This is a genomic window from Rhodanobacter sp. DHB23, assembly GCF_014842975.1.
Taxonomy (GTDB): domain Bacteria; phylum Pseudomonadota; class Gammaproteobacteria; order Xanthomonadales; family Rhodanobacteraceae; genus Rhodanobacter_A.
This window is the reverse complement of the sequence record NZ_JACYXK010000027.1, coordinates 204031-223260: the sequence shown is the minus strand read 5'-3', so window position 1 is coordinate 223260 and position 19230 is coordinate 204031. Positions and strand designations below refer to the sequence as shown.

The following is a 19230-nucleotide window of genomic DNA, read 5'->3' as shown; positions in this document are numbered from 1 at the left end:
GCAGGGCTGAATAGTGACCGGACGGGCGGCGGCTGTCACGCGGCCGGCCGCAGCGGAGCCATGGCCTGCTCGAGCAGGGCCCAGCCCGCGCCCGGCAGGTGCGCCCCTTCGCTGAGCACGCGGCGGAAGCCGCGCGCGCCTGGCTCACCCTGGTACAGGCCCAGCAGGTGGCGGGTGATGTGCTTGAGCGCGGTGCCGCGCTTGAGCTCGGCCTCGACGTAGTGGCGCAGGCGCAGCAGCACGTCCTCGCGGCTTGGCAGGGGCGTGCCGTACAACGCGTGTTCGAGCCGGGCCAGCAGGTACGGGTCGTGGTAGGCGGCGCGGCCCAGCATTACGCCGTCCAGCTCGGCCAGTTGCGCCTGCACCTGCTCCACCGTGGTGATGCCGCCGTTGATCGCGATCACCAGCTGCGGGAATTCGCGCTTGAGCCGATGCACGCGCGGGTAGTCCAGCGGCGGGATCTCGCGGTTTTCCTTCGGTGACAGGCCCTTCAGCCAGGCCTTGCGCGCATGCACCACCAGCACTTCGACGCCGGCTTCCAGCATGGTTTCGGTGAAGTGCTGCAGGTCGGCGTAGTCATCCTGCTCGTCCACGCCGATGCGGCACTTCACCGTCACCGGCACGGCCACCGCGTCGCGCATCGCCTTCACGCAGTCGGCCACCAGCGCCGGTTCGTACATCAGGCAAGCGCCGAAGCGGCCGGATTGCACGCGGTCGGACGGGCAGCCCACGTTGAGGTTGATCTCGTCGTAGCCGGCCGCCGCACCCAGCCGCGCCGCCTCGGCCAGCTCGGCCGGCTCGCTGCCGCCCAACTGCAGCGCCACCGGATGCTCTTCGTGGCTGTGTTCGAGCAGGCGCAGCTGTTTGCCGCGCACCAGCGCCGCGCTGGTCACCATCTCGGTGTACAGGCGCGCGTGCGGGGAGAGCAGGCGGTGGAAGAAGCGGCAGTGCCGGTCCGTCCAGTCCATCATCGGGGCAACGGAGAGGCGCCAGGACGCGGTGTCGATGGGCGGAAAAGGGGTGCTTGCGAGTGTCATCAAGGTGGCCATTCTCCGCGATTGGAGCCATCCACGCCATGACACGCAGCGTGGTCGCCGGGGCGCTGGCCGGCGCGAACCCGCGCGCGACCGGCGCACGCGGGCGATGATGCTGATCGTCAGGTCTTGCCCGTGCGCCCCAGCCAGAACGAAGCGATGCGCATGACCACGCCTGCCGCGGCCACCAGCACGGCAAGCGTCACCAGACGCAGGCCGAACAACGCCATGGCGAGGAACACTACGGAGACGAACAGGTACTCCAGCAGCCAGCCCCAGGCCTGGCGGCGCGAAACATGGGGCGCCAGGCCGGCATACAGCGCGGGATAACCCCAGGTCAGCGCAAGACAGCCATAGGTCGTCGCCATGGCGACTCCGTAAGCGATCATGCCGGCATTGTTGATCCGTCGGGAGGGGTCGGTCAGCAGGAATCGGACCACCACAGGCATCAGGGCCACCAGGCTGAGCAGCAGCAGGTTGAGCCCGGTAGTCACGTTGTCCACATCGCGCAGGTGGGCCAGGGTACGGCGATGCGCGTACCACACGCCCGCGATGACAGTGAAGCTCAGGAAATAAATGCCCAGCGGCGTCGCCCACGTCTCCAGCAGCGATTTCCCCGGCAACAGCTCCGGCCTCAGTTCCACCGCCGACAAGGTCATCGCAATCGCGAAGACGCCGTCCGACATCATCACCAGCCGATCCAGATGACGCTGGCGTACGTGCTCCTCGCGCAGCGGCTGCGGTGCCATGTTTTCCATGCGGGCTGCCTGCCTTGGTCTGATCGGTTCCATGATGCCGTAGAACGTTCCCGGCAGGAACGGATGGGCGCCGGCGCCGGGACGCCTGCGCGGCAATCACCATCCGGACGAAGGACATGGCGCACCAGCGCACAGGCGCATTGGTGTCCACTCGCGTATCCTTGGACACCTGCCGCCGCGGTCACCCCGGCGCTCGCACGGCATCGCAGCGACACTGCCCTCCCCGCGAGATTCCGCCTCCGGCGTGCCGGACGGCCGGCAGCGCGGCGCCCGCAAGTCCCTATCCGGCAATCACACGAGACAACACCATGGTGGCTTTCGCGACCGAGCACGTGATCGACGTGCGGCACTGGAACGACACGCTGTTCTCCTTCCGCACCACGCGCGACCCGGCCTTTCGCTTCGACAGCGGGCAGTTCGTGATGATCGGCCTGGAAACCGGCGGCCGTCCGCTGATGCGCGCCTACTCGATCGCCAGCGCGAGCTGGGAGGAGCACCTGGAGTTCTTCTCGATCAAGGTGCCCAACGGCCCGCTCACCTCGCGCCTGCAACACCTCAAGCCGGGCGATCCGCTGATCGTCACGCGCAAGCCCACCGGCACGCTGGTGCTCACCGACCTCAAGCCCGGCAGGCATCTCTATCTGCTCGGCACCGGCACGGGGCTGGCGCCGTTCATGAGCATCATCCGCGACCCGGACACCTACGAGCGCTACGACCGGATCGTGCTGGCCCACGGCGTGCGCCACATCAATGACCTCGCCTACGCGGACTACCTCGAACACGAGCTGCCGCGGCACGAATACCTGGGCGAGCTGGTGCGCGAGAAGCTGGTCTACTACCCCACGGTGACGCGCGAGCCGTTCCGCAACCGCGGCCGCATCACCGACGCGATCGCCGACGGCCTGATGAGCGAAACCACCGGCCTGCCGCCGCTGAATCCGGAGACCGACCGCGTGATGCTGTGCGGCAGCCCGGCGATGCTGGACGACCTGTGCGCCCTGCTGGATGGCCGCGGCTTCCACGCCTCGCCGCGCACCCGCGAGCCGGGCGACTACGTGATCGAGCGGGCGTTCGTGGAGAAGTAGCGGACGGCGTCGCATCGCCGCGGCGGACGGCGATCGTCATCGCGCTTGCTATCATGGCGCGGTCGACCGCGTGCCTAGACTACGGTGTGAGCGAGCCCATGCCCCCCAGCCCTCTGACAAGACGACTGCACGTGGTGCCCCGGCCGATCACCGACGATGGCGATGCCACGCGGTTCTGTTCCAGCTGCGCGTTCTCCGACGCCTGCATCGCGGTGGGCTACGGCAAGCCGGAGCTGCTCGAACTGCATTGCCTAGTCGAGCACGTGGGGCCGTTCCGCGCGGGCGAGCACGTGTTCCGCACGGGCGATCCGTTCCGCGCGATCTACGCGGTGCGTTCCGGTTCGGTGAAGACGCGGATGTTCGACCGCGACGGCAACGAACAGGTGCTGGGCTTCTACCTGCCCGGCGAAGTGGTGGGCCTGAACGCGATCTACCCCGAGCACTTTCCGTGCGACGCGGTGGCACTGGAGGACACCTGGTTCTGCCGTTTCTCCTTCCCCGCGATGAGCGCGCTGGCCGCGCGCCTGCCGGCGGTGCAGCAGCACCTGTTCCGGCTGATCAGCAAGGAGCTGGGCGCGGTGTCGCTGCTGGCCGGCGACCACGCGGCGGACGAGCGCATGGCGGCGTTCCTGGTCGATCTCTCCAGCCGCTACGCGGCACGCGGCTTCCTGGCCACGGGCTTCCACCTCAGCATGTCGCGCGGGGACATCGCCAACTACCTGCGGCTGGCGGCGGAGACGGTGAGCCGCGTGCTGGGCCGCTTCCGCAGCCAGGGCCTGATTGCCCTGGAAGGCCGCGAACTGACGCTGCTGCGGATGGACGCGCTGCGCGAACTGGGTGGCAGCCTGCTGCCGGAATAGGCGGGGCGGGCTGATCCAGGTCAGGGCGGCGGCACCGCCGGCCTGCCAGCATGTGGACGACCGACACGCCGCCTGCCATGGACATATCGACCACTTCCACCAGCAACGACCCGACTGCCCTGCTCGCGGCGGCGCCGCACCGGCCGCTGTTCCTCGCCGGTACCGTCGCAGTGCTGCTTTCCATGGTCTGGTGGACGCTGGAGCTGGCTTCGCTGCGCTTCGGCTGGGTGCGCTGGCCGCAACCCCCCGTGCCGCCGGTGTGGGGACATGCCGTGCTGATCCAGTACGGACTGTTCCCGCTCTTCATGTTCGGCTTCCTGATGACCACCTTCCCGCGCTGGATGGACGGGCCGCCAGTGCCGCCGCGGCGCTACCTGCCGGTGGCCGGCGGCGTGCTGGGCGGCTATGTGCTGGGCACGCTGGGGTTGCTCGGCATGCCGGCATTGCTCAAGTCCGGCCTGCTGCTGATGCTGGCGGGTTACCTGGTGGGCACGGGTACGCTGGCCGGCGTGCTGCGCGCGGCAGTGGATCGCAACCGGCATGGCTGGTCGTGCCTCGCGGCGTTCGGCGTGGGCACGCTGGGGCTTGCGCTCTTCATCGCCTGGCTGTTCGATCCCGGGCTGCCGGCGGCGCTGGGCTGGCTGGCGGTGAAGCTGGGCACGTTCGGTTTCCTGCTGCCGGTGTACTTCACCGTCTGCCATCGCATGCTGCCGTTCTTCAGCAAGAACATGGTGGCCGGCTACACGATGTGGCGGCCGGCGTGGAGCCTGCCGGTGGCGTGGGCGCTGCTGCTGGCGCATGCGCTGCTGGACTGGAGCGGCCTGGCGCAGTGGCTGTGGCTGTGCGACCTGCCGCTGGCGATGGTGTTCGGTCTGCATGCGCTGATGTGGAAGCCGTGGCGCTGCCTGCGGCCCGGCCTGCTCGCCGTGCTGCACATCGCGTTCGCGTGGCTGCCGGTGGCCTTCGTGCTGTTTTCGGTGCAGGACCTCGCGCTCGCCGTCGGCGGCAGGCACGTGCTGGGGCTGGCGCCGCTGCATGCGCTGGCGATCGGCTTCTTCGGCTCGATGCTGGTGGCGATGGTGACGCGCGTCACCCACGGCCACTCCGGCCGGCCGCTGCAGATGCATCCGGTGCCGTGGCTGTGCTTCGCGCTGCTGCAAGGGGTGGCGTGCATGCGCATCCGCGCCGAGCTGGGCGGCGACCGCTACCTGTGGCTGGTGATCGCCGGCGCGGGCTGGCTGCTGGCCTTCCTGCCGTGGGTGCTGCGTTCGGCATGGATCTACTTGACGCCCCGCACCGACGGCAAGCCGGGCTGAGGAGATCGCCATGCGGGACTTGGTCGCGCCGTATTACCCGTGGATCGTGCTGGTGCACCTGGCCTGCGCGATCGTGTTCGTGGGCGCGGCAGCGTTCGAGGTGTTCGCGCTGGAGGCGCTGCACAAGCGCTTCGACGCTGCCACCGTGCAACGGATCGAGGCGGCGGTGATGGCGCGGGTGCGCCATTACATGCCGTTCGTGGTGCTGCTGCTGTTCGCCAGCGGCGGCCTGCTGTTCGACCTGCGCTGCGACGGCATCCGCTGCATCGGCACGACGCGCTTCGGCGGGTTCCTGCTGCTGAAGGTGGCGCTGGCGTTCGGCGTGCTCGGCGTGTTCGCCAACGCGGTGTGGGCCGGTGCGCGCGGGCGCATGGGCGCCTGCCGCTTCCGCCACACGCACCGCATCGTGCTGGTGCTGATGGCGGCGATCGTCTTTCTGGCCAAGACCATGTTCTACTTGTAGACCCATCTTCCCCACTTCGCGAGGTGCGCCATGTCCACAGTCCATTTCAAGGGTCAGCCGGTACGCGTCGACGGCAGCTTCCCCGCGCCCGGCAGCCAGGCGCCGGCATTCCACCTGGTCGGCGGCGACCTGTCCGAGGCCACGCTGGCCAGTCATGCCGGCAAGCGCAAGGTGCTGAACATCTTCCCCAGCGTGGACACCGGCGTGTGCGCCATGTCGGTGCGCCGCTTCAACGAGCTGGCGGCCGGGCTCGACAACACCGTGGTGCTGTGCATCTCGGCCGACCTGCCGTTCGCGCAGGGCCGCTTCTGCGGCGCCGAGGGCATCCAGAGCGTGCAGATGCTGTCGCTGATGCGTGGCCGCGAGTTCCTGCGCGACTACGGCGTGGCGATCGCCGACGGTCCGCTGGCCGGTCTGGCTGCGCGCGCGGTGGTGGTGCTCGACGGGCAGGACAAGGTGATCCATGCCGAGCTGGTGGACGAGATCACGCACGAGCCGGACTACGACGCGGCACTGCAGGCGCTGGGCTGAGGTTTTTTCGCTTTCTGCGTTATCGCTGGATTCAAAGCGGTTTCGAGCGCCTGCCGGCGCCCGAGTTACTTTCTCTTTGCGTGGCCAAAGAGAAAGCAACCAAAGAGAAAGGCCACCCCGGTTGGCGCTTGCCGGGCGTCCTGCCCGGCAAGTCCGTGAGGCGGGGCCGGGCTTTTCGAGCGGGCTCCTGCCCGCGCGAAAAGGCGAGGCCATCCGTGGCCTCGCCCGCTGCGCGGCCTTTTCGTCCCCGCCTCACCGCCGCCCAGGGGCCCCGGAAGAGCAGGCGCGCATCGTGCGCGCCAGAAGCAATAGCCAGAGCAAAGCCAAAGCGGCGCGAAGCGCCGCGAGGCTTTGTGCCCCGGCTCCCAGATACGACGCGGCGTGGCCGCGCCGTCAATCGCGTAGGCAGGAGTTGTTCCCAAACCCTCGAGACATCACTGCCTGTAATCCCGGCGGATTGAACAAGGCCATTTCTATTGGTTACTTCTCTTGATTCCGGGCATCCTGCCCTCCGCCCTTCGGGCCAGCTTCGCTGTTCGCCGCCGCTTCTGCGGCTGCGTGGGCCAGCAAAGAGAAGTGACTCGGGCGCCGACAGGCGACCGAAACTGCTTTGTCGCTTGCGGAAAGGTGCGTAAAAAACCGCCGAAGACAAACCTACATATCGAGGCATACGAGAGAACGCAAGGCGTCCCTGCTCTTTGTGGACAGAGAGCATCGGGCTATCGAGGTCGACCAACCCCCACCACCGGAATGCCAAGCGGCCGCACATCCAGCCGCTCCGGCAACCCCATGCCCATGCGCAGGCTGCGACCTATGCGGTCGGCGTAGTCCTGCATCTGCGCGGCATCGTCTTCGTCCAGCACTTCGCGGGTGGTTTCGCGCCAAAGCTCCAGCCAGCGCACGAAGTGCACGGCGAGAATCGCCGGCTGGCCGCGGTGCACCGCCATCGGGTTGCCGCGATAGCTTTGCGCGCCCAGCGCCACCGAGCACCAGAAGCGCGTGAGCAGCGCCTTGTGTTCGGGCCAGTCGTGCACGGCGGCGTTGAAGATCGGGCCGATGGAGGTGTCGGCGCGCACCTTGTCGTAGAAGCGGTCGACCAGGGTAGCGATGCGGGTTTCGTCGAGCGTGCTCATGGCTTGCTTGTCGTGTCTTCGGCCGGTGCCGGCGTTGCGTCGGAGGCGGGTTCGTCCAGCAGCGGCAGGATGCCCGGCGTGTCGAGGTCGTCGAACTGCTGGTGGTTCACCGCCCAGAAGAACAGCGCCACGCCCACGATCACCACCAGCGCGGTGACGGGGATCAGCACCAGCAGGATGTTCATGCGCGCAGTTCCTGTCGGGAATGGCCGGATTCGCGGCCGGTGCGCAGCGCGTTGGCCACCACGGCCAGCGAGCTGAGCGACATGCCGATGCCGGCCAGCCACGGTGGCACGAAACCGAGCGCGGCGAACGGCACCGCGCACAGATTGTAGAGCAGCGACCAGCGCCGGCCCTGCGCCACGATGTCCCGCACCTGGCAGGCGACGGCGCGCGCGTGGGCGAGGCCGGCGAGGCGATCGTCGGCCAGCAGCAGGTCGGCCTGCGCCTGCGCGAGGCCGGTGCCGCCGCCCAGCGCGGCGGAGACATCGGCGCCGGCGAGGATGGGGGCGTCGTTGCTGCCGTCGCCTACCGCCAGCACCACGTGGCCCGCGGCGCGCAGCGCGCCCAGCAGGGCGAGCTTGTCGGCGGGGGCCTGGTGCGCATGCCAGTCGGCGATGCCGAGCCGCGTGGCCAGCGCGGCCACGCGCGCGGGCGTGTCGCCGCTGGCGATGCATGCCGCGATGCCGTCGCCGCGCAGCGCATCCAGCGTGGCCTGGGCGTCGCGCCGCGGGTGCTCGGCCAGGTGGAAGGCGGCGATGGCGCCGTCGGCATCGGCCAGCAGCAGGGCAGAGTTGGCATGAATGCCTGCCTGCGCACGATCCAGCGCGAAGTCGGCGCGGCCGAGGCGCAGTGCGCGACCCGCCACCATGCCGCGCAGGCCGGCGCCGGCGATGGCTTCCACGCCCTCGGCCTGCCGCGGCGGGCCGCATTGGGCGGCGGCATCGGCCAGCACGCGCGCCAGCGGGTGCGAGCTTTCGCGCGCCAGCGCGGCGGCCAGCGCGAGTGCTTCCTCGCGGCTGTCGCCGCGCAATGGCTCGACGCCGGCGATGCCGAGTTGCGGCACGCCCAGCGTGCCGGTCTTGTCGAACAGGGCGACATCCACGCGCGCGAGGCGATCCAGCGCGGCGCCATCGGTGACCAGCACGCCGTGCCGCGCCAGCACGCCCAGCGCGCGGGCGAAGGCGGCCGGCGCGGTGAGCGCGAAGGCGCAGGGGCAGGCCACCACCAGCACGGCGAGCGCGGCGTCGAAGGCGCGTGCGGGGTCGACCAGCAGCCAGCCGGCGGCGGTGAGCGTGGTGAGCGCGAGCACGCGGACCACGAAACGGGCGATGTCGCGGTCGCTGGCGGCGGCGAAGTCGCGCGCCTGGCGCGCGCGTGCCGCCAGCGCGCCGATGCGTGCCAGCGCGGTGGCCTCGCCGCTGCATTCCACGCGCAGCGTGGCGGGGCCGTCCAGCAGCACGCTGCCAGCCGCCAGCCGCTCGCCGCGGCGGCGCAGCACCGGGCGCGATTCGCCGCTGAGCAGGGCCTCGTCCAGCCGCGCCGACGCCGATTCCAGCACGCCGTCGGCGGGCACGGTGGCGCCTTCGGCGACGTGCGCCATGTCGCCGGCCCGCAAGGCCAGGGCGGGCACGGTTTCCAGCGTGCCGTCGGCGCGGCGGCGTTGCGCCAGCAGCGGCGCGGCGTCGATGGCGGCATCGCCCTGCGCGTTGCCGCGATGGCGCGCGTGCAGTTCCACGTAGCGCGCGGCCAGCAGCAGGAACACGAACATGTTCACCGAATCGAAGTAGATCTCGCCCGCGCCGCGCAGCGTGTCGTACGCGCTGGCGAGGAACACCAGCGCCACCGCCAGCGCCACCGGCAGGTGGATGCCGAGCCGGCGCGCGCGCAGTTCGCGCCATGCGCCGGCGAAGAATGGCTGCGCGGAGTAGGCCACCAGCGGGATGGTGGTGAGGAAGCCCAGCCAGCGGAACAGGCCGCGCGTGGTGAAGTCCACGAAATCGACGGCGCCGAGGTAGATCACCAGGGCGTAGGCCATCACCTGCATCATGCACATGCCGGCGACCAGCAGGCGCTTCAGCGCGTCGTGCAGTTCGGCGGCGCGCGCGTCGTCGGCGTCGTCGTGCGGCAGCGGCTGGGCCGGGCACTGCATCGCGGTGCAGCGTTCCACCAGCGCGTCCAGCGAGAGCCGGTGCGTGTCCCACACCACGCGCAGGCGGCGGGCGGTGGGCAGGATGGCCACGCGCTGCACGCCGGGCAGGGCGCGGATCGCCTGCTCCAGCGCCAGCGCGCGGCGCGGTTCGCCCAGCGCGTCGATGCGCAGTGCCACTTCGCTGCGGCCGTCGCGGCGCGGGCGCAGCACCTGCGCGAGCAGCTGCGGGTGGCTCCAGGCGGCGTGCGCGTTCATGGCCTGTCGGCGGCGTGCGGGTCGCCTGCGGTGGTGGGTACGCCGAACACGGTGCGCGAGGTCTGCAGCGGCGTGTCGGCGCTGCGCGCGCCAGCCACGATGATCCATGTGCAGCCGAGCATCGAGGCGACGAACACCGCGATGCCCAGCCACAGGATGGGCTGGTGGTACCAGCGCCCGCCGGATTTACTCGGCGGCACCGGCATCGGTGTGTGACAGGTGGTAGACATAGGCCGCCAGCACGTGGATCTGGTCGTCGCTGAGGCGCTTGTCCCACTCCGGCATGTGGCCCTGGCGGCCGTCGTGGATGGTGGCGTGGATATCGGCCACGCTGCCGCCGTGCAGCCAGATGTGGTCGGTGAGGTTGGGCGCGCCCAGCGCCTGGTTGCCCTTGCCGTCGGGGCCGTGGCAGGCGGCGCAGGTGCCCTTGAAGATCGGTTCGGCCGCCGCCGCCATCTTCGCGTCGTGGGGCGAGCCGGACAGGCCCAGCACGTATTGCACCAGGTTGTTCACCGTGTCTTCGCCCAGGCTGGCCCACGGCGGCATCACGCCGGCGCGGCCGTCGTGGATCGAGGTGGTGATGTCCTTGCCGCTGCCGCCGTACAGCCAGTCGCTGTCGGTGAGGTCGGGTGCGCCCAGTTGCTGGTTGCCCTTGCCGCTGCGCTGGTGGCAGGCGGCGCAGTTGTCCTCGAACAGCACCTTGCCGAGCTGCTGCGCGGCAGGGTCGCCGGCCAACTGCTCGGGCGTGTAGAGCATGAAGCGCTGCATCAGCGGTTCGAGCTTCTCGCCGTTGGCGGCCTGTTCGTCGGCCAGCTGGCCGTGCGACGTCCAGCCCAGCACGCCCTTGTGGTTGCCGAAGCCCGGATACAGCACGAGGTAGACGAAGGCGGCGCAGAACATCGCGCCGGAGAACACGATCCACCAGGTCGGCAGCCGGCGCACGCCCTCGCGCAGCACGCCGTGCGCCCACACGTGGCCGCTGGTGCCGTCGGGCTGGGTGGGGATCTTCGCGCGCGGTCCCCACAGGTACAGGAAGAAGGTGATGCCGAGGTTCAGCACCACCAGGAACATCACCCACAACGACCAGCCGCTGCTCATCGCGTTCCCTCCTGCGTCGCGTCGCCGGCGGGGATGTCGTCGTCCTGCATCGGCAGCTGCGCCATCCGGTCGAACACGGGTTTGTGGTATCTGCGCCAGGCCCAGATCCAGATGCCGACGAAGCTCACCATCATCAGCACGATCAGCACGCCGGCCAGGTGGCCCCAGAACGGATTCATGGCGCACCTCCGTCGCTGGCGGGAGCCGCCGTGGCACTCGCCGGCTCGTTGGCTATGCCCAGCCCTTGCAGGTAGGCGATCAAGGCATCCATCTCGGTCTTGCCCTTGACGGCGTCGGGCGCGGCGGCGATCTCGGCGTCGCTGTACGGATCGCCCAGCTTGCGCAGCACGCGCATGCGCGCCTGCAGGTCGGCGCCGTCGATGCCGGCCCTGGCCAGCCACGGGAAGCCGGGCATGTTGGTCTGCGGCACCACGCTGCGCGGGTTCGTCAGGTGCATGCGCTGCCAGTCGTCGGAATACTTGCCGCCCACGCGGGCGAGGTCGGGCCCGGTGCGCTTGGAGCCCCACTGGAACGGACGGTCGTACACCGATTCCTCGGCGGTGGAGTAATGCCCGTAGCGCTGGGTCTCGAAACGCAGCGCGCGGATCATCTGCGAGTGGCAGAGGTAGCAGCCTTCGCGCACGTAGACGTCGCGGCCGGCCAGCCGCAGCGGGTCATAGGGCTTCACGCCGTCCGGCGCCCGCACCTCGTGCGCCTGCATGAACAGCGGGGTGATCTCGGCGAGCCCGCCCAGCGAGACCATGATCGCGATGCCGATGCCGAGCAGGCCGGCGTGCTTCTCGATCGCTTCGAAATGCCTGTAGGCCATGGGTGTCAGCCCTGTTTCCTATTTGAAGAGTGCGGCCACGGATGGCCGCGGTGGACTTGCAGGATCGAGTGACCTCCCCGCAGCGGGAGCCTGGCCGAAGCGGCGATCACGGACGGGCGCATCAGGTAGCCGCCAGCGGCGCCGGGATCTGGTGCGGTTCCGGCTCCGGGATCGGCACCGGGATCGGCTTGATCAGGCGCGCGCGGGCGTCGGCGGCGGTATGCCACAGGTTCCACGCCATCACCCACATGCCGGCCAGGATCAGCACGCCGCCGAACCAGCGGATCAGGTACATCGGCTTGATCGCGATCAGGCTGTCGAGGAAACCGTATTTCAGCGCGCCGTCCGGCAGGGTGGCGCGCCACATCTCGCCCTCGGTGATGCCGGCGGCCCACATCGCGCACACGTACAGCAGGGTGCCCGCCATGTGCAGCCAGAAATGCAGGTTCATCGCCTTGATCGAATGCATCGCGGGGCGGCCCAGCGCGCGCGGCGCCATCGCGTAGAGCGAGCCGATGGTGATCATCGCCACCCAGCCCAGCGAGCCCGAGTGCACGTGGGCGATCGTCCAGTCCGTGTAGTGCGACAGCGAGTTCACCGTCTTGATCGCCATCATCGAGCCCTCGAAGGTGGCGGCGGCGTAGAACACCAGCGACATCACCATGAACTTCACCGCCGGGTCGGTCTTCACCTTGCTCCAGGAGCCGTTGAAGGTGAGCAGGCCGTTCGCCGCCGAGCCCCAGCTCGGCATCAGCAGCACCAGCGAGAACGCCATGCCCACCGACTGCACCCAGTCGGGCAGGGCGGTGTACATCAGGTGGTGCGAGCCGGCCCACATGTAGACCGAGATCAGCGCCCAGAAATTGACGATGGAGAAGCGGTAGCTCCACAGCGGCTGCTGCGCCTGGCGCGGCACGAAGTAGTACATCATCCCGAGGAAGCCCGCGGTGAGGAAGAACGCCACCGCGTTGTGGCCGTACCACCACTCCACCATCGCGTCGACCGTGCCCGAGTAGATCGGGTAGGACTTGCTCCAGGACACCGGCAGCGACAGGTGGTTGACGATGTGCAGCAGGCCCACCGCGATGATGAAGGCGCCGTAGTACCAGTTCGCCACGTAGATGTGCTTGATGCGCCGGCGCGCCAGCGAGCCGAAGAACACCACGCCGAAGCTCACCCACACCACCGCGGTGAACAGCGCGACCCACCACTCCGGCTCGGCGTATTCCTTGCTGGTGGTGAGGCCCAGCGGCATCGACGCCATCGCCATCAGGCAGACGGCCTGCCAGCCCCAGAACGTGAAGCCGGCCAGCCGGTTGAAGGCCAGCCGTGCATGGCCGGTGCGCTGCACCACGTAGTAGCAGGTGCCCATCAGCGCCGAGCCGCCGAAGGCGAAGATCACGCCGAAGGTGTGGTCGGGGCGCAGCCGGCTGAAGGTGATCCAGGGCAGGTCGAAGTTCAGTGCGGGCCACATCAGCTCGGCGGCGATGTACACGCCCACCGACATGCCGACGATGCCCCAGACCGCCGCGGCCAGCAGGAACTGGCGCACGACCCTGTCGTTGTAGTACTCGGTGTTCGGCATGCGAATTCCCTCGGTATCCGGCGCTACATTTTCTGCAGGCCGTGGCGGGACGCCATGACGCCGGTCAAGTGGCCGCGGCAATTTGACCTATCGGGTTGGTCATGCTGCGGGCCATGGTGCATGGTTGGCGTGACGGTGGGTGCCGCCCCTGGCCCGCGGGCGTCTCCGCGCACCGTGTGCCGGATGGGCCGGGATGGCTCGTGCATGCCGGCGCGCTTGCGCTTGCTGCGCCCTCTCGCCACGGGCGTCGCCGGCCAGCCGCGGCATCGCGTGCGCACACGAAAAAGCCCGCTTGCGCGGGCTTTTTCGGTTCGAGGGCGCGGCGATGGCCGGTCGCACGCCCGGTTCCCGCGATCAGGGGTGATCGCAGGGAAGGTGCGGGCTTACTTCGCCACCACGCGCACCATTTCCAGGCACTTGTTGGAGTAGCCCCACTCGTTGTCGTACCAGCTCACCAGCTTGACGAAGGTGGAGTCCAGCGCGATGCCGGCGTCGGCGTCGAACACCGAGGTGCAGGTTTCGCCGCGGAAGTCGGTGGCGACCACCTTGTCCTCGGTGTAGCCCAGCACGCCCTTCAGCGCGCCCTGCGACTGCGCCTTCATCTCCGCGCAGATCTCCGCGTAGGTGGCGGGCTTCTCCAGCTCGCAGGTGAGGTCGACCACGGACACGTCCGAGGTCGGCACGCGGAAACTCATGCCGGTGAGCTTCTTGTTGAGCTCGGGGATCACCACGCCGACAGCCTTGGCCGCGCCGGTGCTGGACGGGATGATGTTCTCCAGGATGCCGCGGCCGCCGCGCCAGTCCTTGTTGCTCGGGCCGTCCACGGTCTTCTGCGTGGCGGTGGCGGCGTGCACGGTGGTCATCAGGCCGCGCTTGATGCCCCACTTGTCGTTGAGCACCTTCGCGAGCGGCGCCAGGCAGTTGGTGGTGCAGCTGGCGTTGGAGATGATCGCCTCGCCCTTGTAGCTCTTGTCGTTCACGCCGTAGACGAACATCGGCGTGTCGTCCTTCGACGGCGCGGACAGGATCACCTTCTTCGCGCCGGCGTCGAGGTGCTTCTGCGCGGTGGCCTTGTCGAGGAACAGGCCGGTGGACTCGATCACCACGTCGGCCTGCACCTCGTTCCACTTCAGCGCGGCGGGATCGCGCTCCTGGGTGAGGCGGATCGTCTTGCCGTTGACCACCAACTGGCCGTCCTCGATCGCCACGTCGCCCTTGAAGCGGCCGTGCACGGAGTCGTAGCGCAGCATGTAGGCGAGGTAGTCCGGCTCCAGCAGGTCGTTGATCGCGACGATCTCGATGTCCTTGCCGAAGTTCTGCACCGCAGCGCGCAGCACGTTGCGACCGATGCGGCCGAAGCCGTTGATGCCGACCTTGATGGTCATGGGACAGCGTCCTCCGAATTACAGGGGAAGGGCGGTCGTGGGAGGCGACCGGAAAGCCTCGATTCTAGCGGGGAAACGCCCCGGTTGCCCGCTCAGCGCCGGCCGCGCGCCGGTTTGCCGCAGTAGATGTCGTGCAGGGTGGCCATCAGCGCCTGCACCGGACCGTCGGCGAGCCGGTAATACATGGTCTGGGCTTCGCGGCGGGTCTGCACCAGGGCGGCTTCGCGCAGCCGGGCGAGATGCTGCGACAGCGCCGACTGGCCCAGCTCCAGCCGTTCCAGCAGTTCGCCCACCGCCAGCTCCCCCTCGGACAGGTGGCACAGGATCAGCAGGCGCTGCTCGTTCGCCAGCGCCTTCAGCAGTTCGCTGGCCTTGCCGGCGTGGGCGCGCATGCGGCCGGGGTCGATCGCGGTTTTCATGCGGGCATTGTTGCATGCTTTTCTAAATTAGCTGTATCTAATATATTGGCGCGAATGGTTCCCGCGGATGCAAGCCCATGCCCGTCGATGTCGCCTCCTTCTTCCATGCCGCCACCTCCACCTGGACGCACGTGGCCGGCGATGCCGCGACCGGCGCGGCGGCGGTGGTCGACCCCGTGCTGGACTTCGATCCGGTCGCCGGCCGGATCGGCACCGGGCCGGCGCAGGCGGTGCTCGACCACCTGCGAGCGCACGGGCTGGACCTGCGGTGGATACTGGAAACCCACGCGCATGCCGACCACCTCACCGCCGCGGCCTGGTTGCGCGCGCGGACCGGCGCGCCGGTGGCGGTGGGCGCCGGCATCGTCGAGGTGCAGGCCGGGTTCAAGCAGCGGCTTGGCCTGGGCGGGGAGTTCGTGGCCGATGGCTCCCACTTCGATCGCCTGCTGCGCGATGGCGACACGCTGCCGCTGGGCGGGTCGACGATCGAGGTGCTGGCCACGCCGGGCCACACCGCCGACAGCATGAGCTATCGCGTGGGCGATGCGGTGTTCATCGGCGACACGCTGTTCTCGCCGGCCGCGGGCAGCGCGCGCTGCGATTTCCCCGGCGGCAGCGCGGCGGCGCTGCATGCCTCGGTGCGCCGCCTGTATGCCTTGCCGGACGACACGCAGCTGTATCTCTGCCACGACTATCCACCGGCCGGCGCCGCGCCGCGCGACAGGGTGCCGTTGCGCGAGCAGCGCGAACACAACGTGCATCTCGCCGCCGGCACCGGCGCAGCGGATTTCGTGGCGCTGCGCGAGCGGCGCGACGCCACGCTGGCGGTGCCGCGGCTGTTCTGGCCGGCGCTGCAGGTCAACATCCGCGCGGGCGAGTTGCCGCCGGCGGACGACGAGGGGCGGCGCTTCCTGAAGCTGCCGCTGGACGCGGACGCGCTGGCGGCGAAGCCGTGATCGCCGACTTCACGCCATGGAGCGCGCTGGGCGGCGGCATCCTGATCGGCCTGGCCGCGTTGCTGCTGCTGGTCGCGCTGGGGCGCATCGCCGGCATCAGCGGCATCGCCTCCGGCCTGTTGCCGCCTCGTCGTGGCGATGCCGCGTGGCGGCTGGCCTTCGTGCTCGGCCTGCCGATGGGCGCGGCGCTGTGGATGCAGGGGCAGGGTGGTCCGGTGCTGGCCAGCCATGCGCCTTCCTGGCAGCTCGCGCTGGCCGGGCTGCTGGTGGGCGTGGGCACGCGCATCGGTTCGGGCTGCACCAGCGGCCATGGCGTGTGCGGGCTGGGACGCCTCTCGCCACGCTCGATGGTGGCGGTGCCGGTGTTCATGGCCACCGCGATGATGTGCGTCTACGCGTGGCGTCACCTGTTGCCGGGGGTGTTGTGGTGAACCGGCTGGCAGCATGGCTGGCCGGCTTGCTGTTCGGCGCGGGCCTGGCATGGTCGGGCATGGCCGACCCGCACAAGGTGCTGGGCTTCCTCGACGTGGCCGGTGCGTGGGATCCCAGCCTGCTGCTGGTGATGGCGGGCGCGACGCTGACTTACGCGATCGGCTGGCGGCTCGTGATTCGACGGGGGCGGCCGTGGCTGGACACGCGGTTCTACGTGCCCGCGCATCGCCGCATCGACGGGCGCCTGCTGTCCGGCGCGGCGGTGTTCGGCCTTGGCTGGGGACTGGGCGGCTACTGTCCCGGCCCGGCGTTGGCGGGCGTCGGCCTGGGCAATGCCGACCTCGCATGGTTGCTGCCGGCGATGCTGCTGGGCTGGTGGCTGGCGGGACGTTGGGCGCGCTGACGCTGTGGCACACTGCCAGACCCCCTTGTTCGAAGTGCTTGCCATGAAGTCCACCCGCCGCCTGCTGGCCGCCTCGCTGGCCGTGTTCGTCCTCGTTCCCGCCGCGCAGGCCTGGGGGCCGCTGGGCCACAGCATCGTCGCCGCGCTGGCGCAGAAGCACCTGAGCCAAGCCGCCGAGGCCGAGGTGGAACACCTGCTCGCGGCCGACCACACCACGCAGCTCGCCGACGTCGCCAGCTGGCCGGACCAGATCCAGGACGACCCGGCGCAGGCCACGTTGTGGCAGCAGACGCGCAAGCTGCACTACATCAACTTCCGCGGCGGCCCCGCCTGCGATTACGTGCCGCCGCGCGACTGCCGCGACGGCGAATGCGTGGTGGGCGGGCTTGCGCACTACGTGGAAATCCTGCACGACAAGTCGCAGCCGGACGCGGCGCGCCTCGCGGCGCTGAAGTTCGTGGTGCATTTCGTGGGCGACGAGCACCAGCCGTTGCACGACGGCTACCGCGACGACCTCGGCGGCAACAAGTACCAGGTGCAGTTCGAGGGCAAGGGCAGCAACCTGCACAAGGTCTGGGACTCGGGCATGCTGAAGACGCGCGGCCTCGATTGGCAGGCCTATGCGCAGAAGCTGGATGCCGAAGGCCCGGTGGCGCTGCCGCCGGACGGCGCGCCGCTGGACGACCCCTACGCGCAGTGGGCGGAAGAGTCCTGTCGCATCACCGCCGCCCCGGGTTTCTATCCGGACGGCCACAAGGTCGGCCAGGCCTACGTCGATGCCGAACTGCCGGTGGCCGAGAACCAGCTGCGCGTCGCCGGGCGCCGGCTGGCCGAAGTGCTCAACCTCGCGCTGTCGGACTGAAGGCCTGTCCATGGTCGCCCAGTGCCCTGCGCGGATGGTCCGTGGCGCGGGGTTCGCCTGGGGCGCGGACAAGTCCCGATGTGTTGCATGCGGCGATACATACGAATGCAGGCTGGCATGGCACCGGGTATCTGCTAGCCTCCACGGCTTGACCGAATTTAGACGTCCATAGCCCATCAGGCCCAACGCATGACCAGCACACCGCTACGCCGCACCAAGATCGTCGCCACCCTCGGCCCTGCCACCGACGCGCCGGGCATGCTCGAAAGCATCATCGCCAACGGCGTCGATGTGGTCCGGCTCAACCTTTCGCACGGCCAGCCGGACGACCACCGCGCGCGCGCGGCCGCGGTGAAGGCCGCGGCGGCGGCGGCGGGCCGCGAGGTGGGCGTGCTCGCCGACCTGCAGGGCCCGAAGATCCGCGTGGAGAAGTTCGCGAACGGCCCGATCCAGCTCGAGGTCGGCCAGCCCTTCGTGCTGGACTGCCGCGCCGACGCGCCGCCCGGCGACATCGGCCGCGTGGGCGTGAGCTACCTCGGCCTGCCGCAGGACGTGCGTTCCGGTGACGTGCTGTTGCTGGACGACGGCCTGGTCGCGCTCACCGTCAACGAGGTCGCCGGCACCGAGATCCACTGCACGGTGCTGGTGGCCGGCAAGCTGTCCGACCGCAAGGGCCTCAACCGCCAGGGCGGCGGCCTGTCCGTCTCCGCACTGTCGGACAAGGACAAGGCCGACATCAAGCTCGCCGCCGAGATCGGCGCGGACTTCCTCGCCGTCTCCTTCGTGCGCTCGGCCGACGACATGCACCTGGCGCGGCGGCTGATGGAAGAGGCCGGCGGCAGCGCCGCGCTGGTGTCGAAGATCGAGCGCGCCGACGCGATCCCCGTGCTCGGCGAGATCATCGACGCCTCCGACGTGGTGATGGTGGCGCGCGGCGACCTGGGCGTGGAGATCGGCGACGCCGAGCTGCCCGGCCTGCAGAAGAAGATCATCCGCGAGACGGTGCAGCGCAACCGCGCGGTGATCACCGCCACCCAGATGCTGCAGTCGATGGTGCGCTCGCCGATCCCCACCCGCGCCGAAGTGCTGGACGTGGCGAACGCGGTGATCGACGGCACCGACGCGGTGATGCTGTCCGAGGAGACCGCTGCCGGCGCCCACCCCGACAAGGCGGTGGCGGCGATGGCGCGCATCTGCCTCGGCGCCGAGCGCCAGTTCGAGCCCAAGGAAGACCTCGCCAACGTCAGCCACCACCTCAGCCGCACCGACCAGGCGATCGCGCTGGCCGCGATGGTGCTGGCGGCGCAGCTCGGCGTGCGCGCGATCGTGGCGCTCACCGAATCCGGCGCCACGGCGCAGTGGCTGTCGCGTTACCGCAGCGCGATACCGATCTACGGCCTGTCGCCGTTCGCCGCCGCGCGCCGCCGCATGCAGGTGCTGCGCGACGTGCGCGCGGTGGAGTTCAGCCACGGCGAGAACCAGAGCATGGCCGCCTCCACCCGTGCCGCGGTGCGCCTGCTGTTCGAACAGGGCAAGCTGGTCGAGGGCGACAGCGTGGTCATCACCTACGGTGACCGCGTGGGCCACGTCGGCGGCACCAACACGCTCAAGCTGCTCTCGGTGGGTCCGGGCGGCACGGTGGACAACATCCGCGAGCTCTGACCTGGGCAGGGG

At 69.7% G+C, this 19230-nt stretch carries 22 protein-coding genes; 10 read left to right on the top strand and 12 right to left on the bottom strand.

The features are described from left to right. Positions 1–35: 35 nt before the first annotated feature. A complete protein-coding gene (gene dusA, locus IHE47_RS10885; RefSeq protein WP_192105911.1) occupies positions 36–1037 on the bottom strand; it encodes a tRNA dihydrouridine(20/20a) synthase DusA in 1002 nt (333 codons plus the stop codon). A gap of 119 nt (positions 1038–1156) precedes the next feature. Then, complete coding sequence (locus tag IHE47_RS10880; protein WP_192105910.1) at positions 1157–1792, bottom strand: TMEM175 family protein; 636 nt, start codon at positions 1790–1792, stop codon at positions 1157–1159. A gap of 308 nt (positions 1793–2100) precedes the next feature. On the opposite strand from IHE47_RS10880, the gene IHE47_RS10875 reads away from it, so the two are divergent. The 5 genes from IHE47_RS10875 (at position 2101) to tpx (ending at position 6047) form a co-directional block, all read left to right on the top strand. Continuing rightward, positions 2101–2877 (top strand): ferredoxin--NADP reductase, encoded by a 777-nt coding sequence (locus IHE47_RS10875; RefSeq protein ID WP_192105909.1) that lies wholly within the window; start codon positions 2101–2103, stop codon positions 2875–2877. Positions 2878–2975: 98 nt separating this feature from the next. After that, positions 2976–3737 carry a helix-turn-helix domain-containing protein gene (locus tag IHE47_RS10870; RefSeq protein ID WP_192105908.1) on the top strand — a complete coding sequence of 254 codons (762 nt, stop codon included), beginning with the start codon at positions 2976–2978 and terminating at the stop codon, positions 3735–3737. A 77-nt stretch (positions 3738–3814) separates the two neighbouring features. Next, positions 3815–5053 carry an NnrS family protein gene (locus tag IHE47_RS10865; protein ID WP_192106084.1) on the top strand — a complete coding sequence of 413 codons (1239 nt, stop codon included), beginning with the start codon at positions 3815–3817 and terminating at the stop codon, positions 5051–5053. 10 nt (positions 5054–5063) lie between these two features. Continuing rightward, positions 5064–5516 carry a hypothetical protein gene (locus IHE47_RS10860; RefSeq protein ID WP_192105907.1) on the top strand — a complete coding sequence of 151 codons (453 nt, stop codon included), beginning with the start codon at positions 5064–5066 and terminating at the stop codon, positions 5514–5516. Positions 5517–5546: 30 nt separating this feature from the next. After that, positions 5547–6047 carry a thiol peroxidase gene (tpx, locus tag IHE47_RS10855; RefSeq protein WP_192105906.1) on the top strand — a complete coding sequence of 167 codons (501 nt, stop codon included), beginning with the start codon at positions 5547–5549 and terminating at the stop codon, positions 6045–6047. 719 nt (positions 6048–6766) lie between these two features. Here tpx and IHE47_RS10850 read toward each other — a convergent pair. The 10 genes from IHE47_RS10850 to IHE47_RS10805 form a co-directional block, all read right to left on the bottom strand. Beyond that, the gene (locus IHE47_RS10850) at positions 6767–7180 is read right to left on the bottom strand and encodes a group III truncated hemoglobin (protein WP_192105905.1); all 414 of its coding nucleotides are present in this window, start codon (positions 7178–7180) and stop codon (positions 6767–6769) included. Then, entirely contained in the window at positions 7177–7365 is a 189-nt protein-coding gene (ccoS, locus tag IHE47_RS10845) for a cbb3-type cytochrome oxidase assembly protein CcoS (protein WP_192105904.1), read from the bottom strand. The genes IHE47_RS10850 and ccoS overlap by 4 nt, the downstream gene beginning before the upstream one ends. Next, positions 7362–9587 carry a heavy metal translocating P-type ATPase gene (locus IHE47_RS10840; RefSeq protein ID WP_192105903.1) on the bottom strand — a complete coding sequence of 742 codons (2226 nt, stop codon included), beginning with the start codon at positions 9585–9587 and terminating at the stop codon, positions 7362–7364. Before IHE47_RS10840 ends, ccoS begins: the two co-directional genes overlap by 4 nt. Continuing rightward, a complete protein-coding gene (locus IHE47_RS10835) occupies positions 9584–9787 on the bottom strand; it encodes a hypothetical protein (protein ID WP_225561836.1) in 204 nt (67 codons plus the stop codon). The genes IHE47_RS10840 and IHE47_RS10835 overlap by 4 nt, the downstream gene beginning before the upstream one ends. Continuing rightward, the gene (gene ccoP / locus IHE47_RS10830) at positions 9774–10685 is read right to left on the bottom strand and encodes a cytochrome-c oxidase, cbb3-type subunit III (RefSeq protein ID WP_192105901.1); all 912 of its coding nucleotides are present in this window, start codon (positions 10683–10685) and stop codon (positions 9774–9776) included. Before ccoP ends, IHE47_RS10835 begins: the two co-directional genes overlap by 14 nt. Next, positions 10682–10864: a cbb3-type cytochrome c oxidase subunit 3 gene (locus IHE47_RS10825; RefSeq protein WP_192105900.1), complete on the bottom strand. Its 183-nt coding sequence runs from the start codon at positions 10862–10864 to the stop codon at positions 10682–10684. Before IHE47_RS10825 ends, ccoP begins: the two co-directional genes overlap by 4 nt. Then, the gene (ccoO, locus tag IHE47_RS10820) at positions 10861–11514 is read right to left on the bottom strand and encodes a cytochrome-c oxidase, cbb3-type subunit II (RefSeq protein WP_192105899.1); all 654 of its coding nucleotides are present in this window, start codon (positions 11512–11514) and stop codon (positions 10861–10863) included. Before ccoO ends, IHE47_RS10825 begins: the two co-directional genes overlap by 4 nt. 121 nt (positions 11515–11635) lie before the next feature. Then, positions 11636–13099 carry a cytochrome-c oxidase, cbb3-type subunit I gene (gene ccoN, locus IHE47_RS10815; protein ID WP_192105898.1) on the bottom strand — a complete coding sequence of 488 codons (1464 nt, stop codon included), beginning with the start codon at positions 13097–13099 and terminating at the stop codon, positions 11636–11638. A 383-nt stretch (positions 13100–13482) separates the two neighbouring features. Then, a complete protein-coding gene (gap, locus tag IHE47_RS10810; RefSeq protein ID WP_192105897.1) occupies positions 13483–14484 on the bottom strand; it encodes a type I glyceraldehyde-3-phosphate dehydrogenase in 1002 nt (333 codons plus the stop codon). Positions 14485–14576: 92 nt separating this feature from the next. Then, positions 14577–14903 (bottom strand): metalloregulator ArsR/SmtB family transcription factor, encoded by a 327-nt coding sequence (locus IHE47_RS10805; protein ID WP_225561769.1) that lies wholly within the window; start codon positions 14901–14903, stop codon positions 14577–14579. Between the two features lie 77 nt (positions 14904–14980). Here IHE47_RS10805 and IHE47_RS10800 point away from each other — a divergent pair, with 77 nt between their 5' ends. From IHE47_RS10800 to pyk, 5 genes are all read left to right on the top strand, one after another. Then, entirely contained in the window at positions 14981–15859 is an 879-nt protein-coding gene (locus IHE47_RS10800) for an MBL fold metallo-hydrolase (protein WP_192105896.1), read from the top strand. Beyond that, the gene (locus tag IHE47_RS10795) at positions 15859–16290 is read left to right on the top strand and encodes a YeeE/YedE thiosulfate transporter family protein (protein ID WP_343227473.1); all 432 of its coding nucleotides are present in this window, start codon (positions 15859–15861) and stop codon (positions 16288–16290) included. Before IHE47_RS10800 ends, IHE47_RS10795 begins: the two co-directional genes overlap by 1 nt. Further along, positions 16287–16694 carry a DUF6691 family protein gene (locus IHE47_RS10790; protein ID WP_192105894.1) on the top strand — a complete coding sequence of 136 codons (408 nt, stop codon included), beginning with the start codon at positions 16287–16289 and terminating at the stop codon, positions 16692–16694. The genes IHE47_RS10795 and IHE47_RS10790 overlap by 4 nt, the downstream gene beginning before the upstream one ends. A 43-nt stretch (positions 16695–16737) precedes the next feature. Beyond that, positions 16738–17556 (top strand): S1/P1 nuclease, encoded by an 819-nt coding sequence (locus IHE47_RS10785; RefSeq protein ID WP_192105893.1) that lies wholly within the window; start codon positions 16738–16740, stop codon positions 17554–17556. Positions 17557–17745: 189 nt separating this feature from the next. Continuing rightward, positions 17746–19218, top strand: coding sequence for a pyruvate kinase (pyk, locus tag IHE47_RS10780; protein ID WP_192105892.1), 1473 nt, complete (start codon positions 17746–17748; stop codon positions 19216–19218). Positions 19219–19230: the final 12 nt, after the last annotated feature.